Origin of the sequence: Campylobacter concisus (assembly GCF_002912425.1) — a bacterium.
In the GTDB taxonomy this organism is placed as follows: Bacteria; Campylobacterota; Campylobacteria; order Campylobacterales; family Campylobacteraceae; genus Campylobacter_A; species Campylobacter_A concisus_AH.
On record NZ_POYR01000182.1, the window covers coordinates 1 to 7088 of the forward strand.

Consider the following 7088-nt stretch of genomic DNA (forward strand, 5'->3'; position numbering starts at 1 on the left):
CTGCATGCGAATTAAAACTCTAGCAAGTTTAAATTTAGGATATGGTGTGTTTGCTCATAAATTTTAAAATTTTAGAGATATTTATTATTTGATATATAAATTATATGTATTTTTATTTGTAAAGTTTTACAAAATTTCAAGTCTTGCGCTGATGTCAGCAACGCCTTTTGAATACATTGCAGAAGTTACTATCGCATCGGCAGCTGCAAATTCTTTTGCATTTGCTAAATTTACACCGCCAGCTGCTAGGATTATGGTATTTGGCGAAATTTCATCTCTTAAAGCTAGCACGTTTTTGATAAGCTCTGGGCTAAATTTATCACACTGCACGACGTCGCATTTTGCCTTTAAAAGCTTGCTTGCCTCATCTAAATTTTCAGCCTCGACGCAGATCTTTCGCTCGACCATTTTGGCTTTAAATTCTGGCAAATGTGAGATAAATTCATCAAAGCTAGCGTAGGCTTTTATGTGGTTTTTAAAGAAAAGAACGCTGTCGCTAAGTCCAAGTCTGTGCATACCGCCACCGCCTTCAAGCACGGCTTTTACGCAAAATTTCTTTGCAAATGGGAAGCTCTTTCTGGTTGCTAAGACTTCGCATTTTTCATTGACGCTTTTTACAGCTTTTGACATTTTGTTTGTGTAGGTTGCGATGGCGCTAGCATATTCTAGTGCGACTTGGGCCAGTTTCCAAGCCTTATGCACATCTTCGTAGCTACCATAAATTTTTATGATCACATCGCCAGCCTTGCAAATTTGAGAGTTTTTGACAAAAATTTCGCTCTCGCAGCCAAGTAGCCTTGCCACGCTTGCTGCTACATCTACGCAGCTAACGCAAATTTCATCACGCGAGTAAATTTCAAGCGAGGCTTTTTTATCGATATCTTGAAGCGACGTTGTGAGGTCAAAGTAGGGTAGATCCTCGTTGATGTAGGCTAAAATTTCAGCGTCGCTTAGTCTCATCTTATGCCTTTTTTGAAGCGGTTTTTGCTTTTACGATCATCTTTTTAAAGATGCCGTTGTCGTAAAGTCCAGCGTGGTAAAGCGCAAAGCATGTAAATGCGATGCCAGAAGCTACGTGGAATTTTTTAACAGATCTATTTTTCATAAAAAGTGCGCTTAGGCAAACGGATGCCAAAGTGACGCTCATGCCGACCTTTGCTACTTGTCTATGGGTATTTAGGTCTAGTAGTTTGCCGTTTATCTTTATATCTTTTCCCAAATTTTCTCCTTTAGTTTTTGCCCCAGCAGCTTGTGTTTTTGATGCCTAGACTCTCTGGGTCAAATTCTGGATTTTTACCAGCTTTTCTTTGAGCTTCGTAGTCTTTTATCGCTATTATCACTACTTTTGATAGTAAGAAAATGGCGATGATATTTATCGTAGCCATAGCTGCCATCGTGATATCAGCGATATTCCAAGCTAGTTTTAAGTTCATCTGAGCGCCTATAAATATCATAATCACTGCTGTGATCTTAAATGCTAGAGTTAAATTTTTGCTTTTTGTTAGAAATTTCATATTTGCCTGTGCGTAGTAGTAGTTGCCGATGAGCGATGTGATGGCAAATAGCACTACTGCAAGGGTCGTAAAGTGTAGTCCAAAGTCGCCAAAATACTCTTTCATCGCTGCTTGAACAAGAGGTAGGGCGGTTAGCACTTCGCCACTTACGCCAGTTTGTTTTGTAAGATATGCTTGAGAAAAAAGCACGATCATACCAGAGGCGATGCATATCGTCATATCGATAAAGACCGCCATTGCTTGCACTAGCCCTTGTTTGACTGGGTGGCTTGTGTGAGCAGCAGCCGCTGCATTTGGCGCTGAGCCCATGCCAGCCTCGTTTGAGAAAAGTCCTCTTTTTATGCCTATTACGATCACACTTCCAGCAAATCCGCCAAAGATCGCTTTAAAATCAAAGGCACTTTCTATGATCATCTTGATAACGGCTGGAATTTCTTTGAAATTTAAAACGATCGCGATGATAGCTAGCAAGATGTAAGTAAGCGCCATGAAAGGCACGATATATGAGCTAACTTTGCCGATGATGTGACTCTTGCTAAAAAACATCACAGCTGTAAATGCTGTAAGGATAAGTCCGATACCAATAGGCAAGCCACTTTGTGCAAAGGTGATGTTGCTGCCTGCTTTGTCGTAGTAAATTTCAAAAGCAGAGGTCATGGTGTAGCTTTGAAGTCCGTTAAAGCCATAAGCATAGGTGATGATGAGGATGATGGCAAACAAAGAGCCAAGCCACTTTATGCCAAGCCCGTTTTTGATGTAATAAGCCGGTCCGCCTTTAAAGCCAAAGACATCTTTAGTTTTATAAATTTGAGCCAAAGTGCTCTCGATAAAGGCTGAAGCTGAGCCTAAAAAAGCCATCAAACACATCCAAAAAAGTGCCCCTGGACCACCTGCAACGATGGCAGCTGAAATTCCAGCGATGTTGCCGATGCCGACACGCGAAGCAGTCGATATCATCAGCGCTTGAAACGGCGTTAGATGGTGCTTGTTATACTTATCCTTTTTCTCTACCAGAACTCTGCAAGCTTCAAAGAACATCCTAAACTGCACAAAACGGGTAAGGTAGCTAAAGTAAATTCCTGAAGCTACAAGGATGATAACCAAAAAATATCCATATAAAAAGTCGTTGGCTACATCCATTTTGCCGTTTAAAAAGTTTAAGAAATTCTCAAACACCATCTATCCTTTCAAATTTATTTTGACTTGATCTTCACGCCCTTCATTGAGTTGAGCAAAAGCCAGATCGTCGTGCCATTGTGAAGCATGGCAGTTGCTATTGGATTTAGCATGCCAAGCGTTGCGGCACTTAGTATGGCTGTATTTACGCCAACGGTTGAGCGGAAATTTGAGCTAATTAACTTCATAGTTTTATTAGCAAGCTCTTTTGCAAGTGCTACACTCATGATGTCATCTTTTAAAAGGCTTATATCAGCCGTTGCTTTAGCGATATCAGCACCTTTGTGCATGCTGATGCCAACATTTGCTTTTGTTAAGCTTGGCGCATCGTTTATGCCATCACCTACAAAAGCGACCTTTTTGCCCTCACTCTTTAGCTCTTCGATGATCGCTGCTTTATCAGTTGGCAAGCACTCAGCATAGACCCTATCAAGCCCCAGCTCGCGCGCTACCTCTTCAGCTTTGCTCTTTATGTCACCACTTAGCATAACTATCTCTTTTACGCCAAGATTTCGTAGTTTTGCCACCATATCTTTAGCGTTTGCTCTCATATCATCTTTCATAGCGATCACACCAACAAGCTCTTTGTCGTATCCCACGTAAAGCAGGGTTAGACCGCTTTGCAAAGCCTTGCTTATGAGCGTTTCGTGAGCTTTAAAGCTTATCATCTCATCATCTTCTAAGAAGTGCCTACTGCCGATGACCACCTCTTTGCCGTGCATCGCTGTTTTTACACCGTGAGCCACGATAAATTCGACCTCGTCGTGGTGAATGTGGCTAAATCCACGCTTGTTTGCAGCCTCAACTATCGCTTCAGCTACTGGATGGAAGTAGTGCTCCTCGGCACTTGCTGTTAAATTTAAGATATCAGCCTCTGAAAATCCATCTTTAAAAGAGTAAATTTCAACCACGCTTAGGCGTCCATGAGTTAGAGTGCCGGTTTTGTCAAAGACAAAGGTATCAACCGAGCTTAGAGCCTCGATCGCCTTTGCACCTTTTATGAGGATGCCGTTTCTGCCGGCTTTCGAGATGCTTGACTTAAACGCAACTGGTGTAGCAAGCTTAAGCGCGCAAGAGTAATCAGCCTGAAGCACGCTAGCAACGCTGTTCATATTTTTATTTATAACATACGAAAGCCCAGCAAGAGAGAGTGTCACTGGCACTAGCTTATCGGCTAGTTTTAGAGCTTTTACGCCAATGGCTGATTTTTCATTAAGTGAAGTTTGGATGTACTCTTTGATCCTTGCGGTTGCGGTGTCGCTACCTACGTTTTCAGCCCAAATTTTGATCCTGCCCTCATCGACAACAGTGCCACTTATGACACGGTCGCCTCTAGCTTTTGCCACTGGTTCGGCCTCTCCAGTCATTGAGACTTGATTGACATCAGCATTGCCCTCGACGATGTAGCCATCAACGCCTATCGTCTCGCCAGCTCCGACTACTACGATGTCGCCTTTTTTTAAATTTTCGGTTTTTACCTTTTCAAGCGTCTTTTCACCGTTTAAATTTCGCTCGACCCAGACCTCTTCGATGTTTGGTTTGGCTAGCTCTTTGATAAGATCATCACTTCTGTGGCTAGCACTCTCCTCCATGTATTCGCCGATATTTATCATCAAATTTGTGCTATTTGCAGCCAAATGATCACCCATTGCAAGACTTGTGCCAATAGCAGTTGCCTCGAGCACTTTTGAGGTGATGCCCTCATGCCTTAGCTCTTTTGCGCCTTCTATTAAATTTGGAGCTGTGGCGTAAAGAGTTACGGCTGATTTTAGAGTTTTATTACTCATAAATGGCGTTACACCAAGTGCAGCAGCAGCTTTGTAGATATTTGCTTTGCTAGGCAGGCCCTCATCTTTTGGCTTGGTTGGAAAATCATAGCTTTTTATAAAATCTAAAATTTTCTCATAGCTCTTATCAAACTCGACGACGATGCTTTTTGCGTATTTATTTACACGCACGCTTCTTGCATCGGTTCGCTCTGAGATCGCAGCCTCGATAGCGCTGACATCGCTTCTAGCGTTTAGGCTCTCGCAAATAAACCTCGCTCTGTTTTTGCTCTTATGAGCTAGAGTGACCTTATTTTTGTGAGTCAAGTTCAGCTTTGACATCTTCAAAACGCTCTTTTAGTTCTTCTATGCCAGCGTTTATTAGCTCGCCACCTTTGATGATCGCTTTAAATACGCACTCTTGTGCTTTTGGATTAGTTAGCACATAAGCTGCTATGCCGCCTAAAAGTAGGCCTTTTACAAAGCCAGCTGCGTTAAAATTTTCAGGTACAAATGGTAAATTTTGAGCTGCATTGTTTATCGCATTATCAACCGCACTTGGCTGAGTTGCTGCTGCGTTGTTTGCTACTTCGTTTGCGTTTTCTTCATTGATATAAGGGTTATTCATTATTTACTCTCCAATTTTATTAGTTCTTCAGCTATCAAAAGACCGCCGATGCCAGCTGCTGTGAAAGCTGCTGCGTTTAGATATTTTTTTTGTGCTATCAAATTTGAAGCGTGAATGCCAACAGCACCGACAAAACCGCCAGTTACAGCGTATTTTACTATCTTCTTAGCGACATCTTTTTTAGTTGCTCTGTTGTTTAGATAGTCGTTAAAGCCAAGTGCAGCTGCACCCATACCAGCGATTAAGGCTCCGCTGATGAAGTGATCAAACGGAAGCCTTGTATTTGAAAGCGTAAAAAGATTATTTTCTTGCATTCTCTATCCTTAAGCTATATCGTTTGGTGTGATAGCTTTTGGAGCTGCTGGCTTTTTAGCACGTGGTTTTCTTGCTTTTTTAACCACTTTTTCAGCCTCTTTTTCTACTTTTTTAACGCCACGTTTTGCTTTTTTCTCTTCTTTGACCATGAAGTCTTTTGCGTCTTTTGCGACATTTTTGCCTTTTTTGTAAAGATCTTTTGCAGCCTCTTTGCCTTTGTCTAAGCCGTCTTTTGCGCACTCTTTGATCTTATCTCTTTTACTCCAAGCAACTACTGCTAAACCGCCTACTGCTAAACCTGCTAAAAATGGTAATGCCATTTTAAATCCTTTCTTTGTTTGATTTTGTAAATTATTCATCTTCTTCATCCTTATTTAAATTTTTGCTAACTACTGAAATGCCTAATGCCCCAAGTGCAAGCCCGCTAAAAAACGAGAAATTTGGGTTGTTTGTGATCTTTGCCAACTCGCTTTTATCAGCCTTACCGCTTGCGATATTTTGCAAGCTTTTAGTTATCTCATTAAAGTCATTTTGATAGCTTTCTAAAATATTTGTTATGCCATTTTGCTCAAAATTTTGTGAAATTTCATTTAAATTTAGCTCATTTTTTGCCCCAGCTCCACTATAAATTTCTTTTAAGCAATGCTTTAAAGAGGCGATGTATTCGTTATTTGAAGTAGCCCAAAGTCTAAAAAATAGATCTTTTAGCTCCTCATCATCTAAGCTTTCACAAAATTTTTCATACATTTTGTTTAGCTCATTTTCATAGTTTAGTGCCTCTATCAGCGCATCTTCTTTATTTTTTGCTGGCAAAAAGATAGCTTCGTTTTCACAAACAAGCTCATATTCATGCGCACTTGCAAATTTCTCTATCAAGATGATCGCATTTTTTCTCACACTTGCGATTTGATCAAATACTTCGCCAAATGAAGCTAGACTTTCATATAGCCTAAGTGCGTTTTTTTCGCTCGTATAAGAGGCGTTTAAAAGCTCGTTAAGCATATTTTACTTCTCTTGCTACTTCATTTACTTTAGCTGAAATTTCTTCTAAATTTTGCCCTTTTAAGAGATCCTCCCAGAGATTTTTAGGGAAAATTTCATGATCGTATTCGATCGTTACAGAGCCGATTATCTTGTTAAATTTAACATTTTTTATGCCATTTATCTGAGCTATCATGTCATCTAAACTGGCCAAATTTACGCTACTGCTTAGCTCTTTGATCTTTGGGCTAACCCTTACTCTTAGTCTGCCATTTGTGTGAGCTATCATAGAAAAATAGCTTGCAACTTGTGCTAAAGTCTGTGTTTTTATATCCATTTTCATCCTTTTATTTTGTCTGCGTATTATCTAATCTGTAACTTAAATCAATCTAAAATTTTTTTGTCTTTCATTATCAAAAAGCAAAATGAAATGATAAATTTAAACCCCATTTTTTGCTTGGCAATCACTACAAATTCCATAAAGTATCATCTTGTGAGACTCTGCGCTAAATGACCTTTGGCTACAAATTTGATCTTGTCTTTGCTCTATCATCTCATCTTCAAAATCAACTACCTTTCCGCAAATTTCGCAGATCAGATGATCGTGAGAGGATTTTAAATTTAACTCGTAATTTTTAACACCATTTTGCTCAAAACTATTTGCCAAATGGTGCTCTTCAAGAAAATTTAAAAAGGTATATATAGAAG

Annotated in this window: 10 protein-coding genes; all 10 read right to left on the minus strand. The window is 40.1% G+C overall.

All coding sequences use genetic code 11. The annotated features are described in order from the left end of the window. Positions 1 to 126: 126 nt before the first annotated feature. Entirely contained in the window at positions 127 to 960 is an 834-nt protein-coding gene (gene modD / locus CYP84_RS09855; RefSeq protein ID WP_103637418.1) for a ModD protein, read from the minus strand. Between the two features lies 1 nt (position 961). Beyond that, positions 962 to 1219, minus strand: coding sequence for a helicase (locus tag CYP84_RS09860; protein WP_103637419.1), 258 nt, complete (start codon positions 1217 to 1219; stop codon positions 962 to 964). A gap of 10 nt (positions 1220 to 1229) precedes the next feature. Next, positions 1230 to 2693 (minus strand): alanine/glycine:cation symporter family protein, encoded by a 1464-nt coding sequence (locus CYP84_RS09865; protein ID WP_103590653.1) that lies wholly within the window; start codon positions 2691 to 2693, stop codon positions 1230 to 1232. Between the two features lie 14 nt (positions 2694 to 2707). Continuing rightward, a complete protein-coding gene (locus CYP84_RS09870; RefSeq protein ID WP_430393523.1) occupies positions 2708 to 4798 on the minus strand; it encodes a heavy metal translocating P-type ATPase in 2091 nt (696 codons plus the stop codon). Continuing rightward, positions 4767 to 5084 carry an oxidoreductase gene (locus tag CYP84_RS09875; RefSeq protein ID WP_103637421.1) on the minus strand — a complete coding sequence of 106 codons (318 nt, stop codon included), beginning with the start codon at positions 5082 to 5084 and terminating at the stop codon, positions 4767 to 4769. The genes CYP84_RS09870 and CYP84_RS09875 overlap by 32 nt, the downstream gene beginning before the upstream one ends. Beyond that, positions 5084 to 5398 (minus strand): hypothetical protein, encoded by a 315-nt coding sequence (locus tag CYP84_RS09880; protein WP_012001863.1) that lies wholly within the window; start codon positions 5396 to 5398, stop codon positions 5084 to 5086. The genes CYP84_RS09875 and CYP84_RS09880 overlap by 1 nt, the downstream gene beginning before the upstream one ends. Before the next feature lie 9 nt (positions 5399 to 5407). Beyond that, entirely contained in the window at positions 5408 to 5719 is a 312-nt protein-coding gene (locus CYP84_RS09885; protein WP_234410694.1) for a hypothetical protein, read from the minus strand. Positions 5720 to 5750: 31 nt separating this feature from the next. Next, positions 5751 to 6401: an aminotransferase gene (locus CYP84_RS09890; RefSeq protein ID WP_103635872.1), complete on the minus strand. Its 651-nt coding sequence runs from the start codon at positions 6399 to 6401 to the stop codon at positions 5751 to 5753. After that, positions 6394 to 6717 (minus strand): HMA2 domain-containing protein, encoded by a 324-nt coding sequence (locus CYP84_RS09895; protein ID WP_002942231.1) that lies wholly within the window; start codon positions 6715 to 6717, stop codon positions 6394 to 6396. Before CYP84_RS09895 ends, CYP84_RS09890 begins: the two co-directional genes overlap by 8 nt. 102 nt (positions 6718 to 6819) lie before the next feature. Then, positions 6820 to 7088: Fur family transcriptional regulator (locus CYP84_RS09900; RefSeq protein WP_141089218.1), on the minus strand; the 269-nt coding region annotated here is incomplete at its 5' end.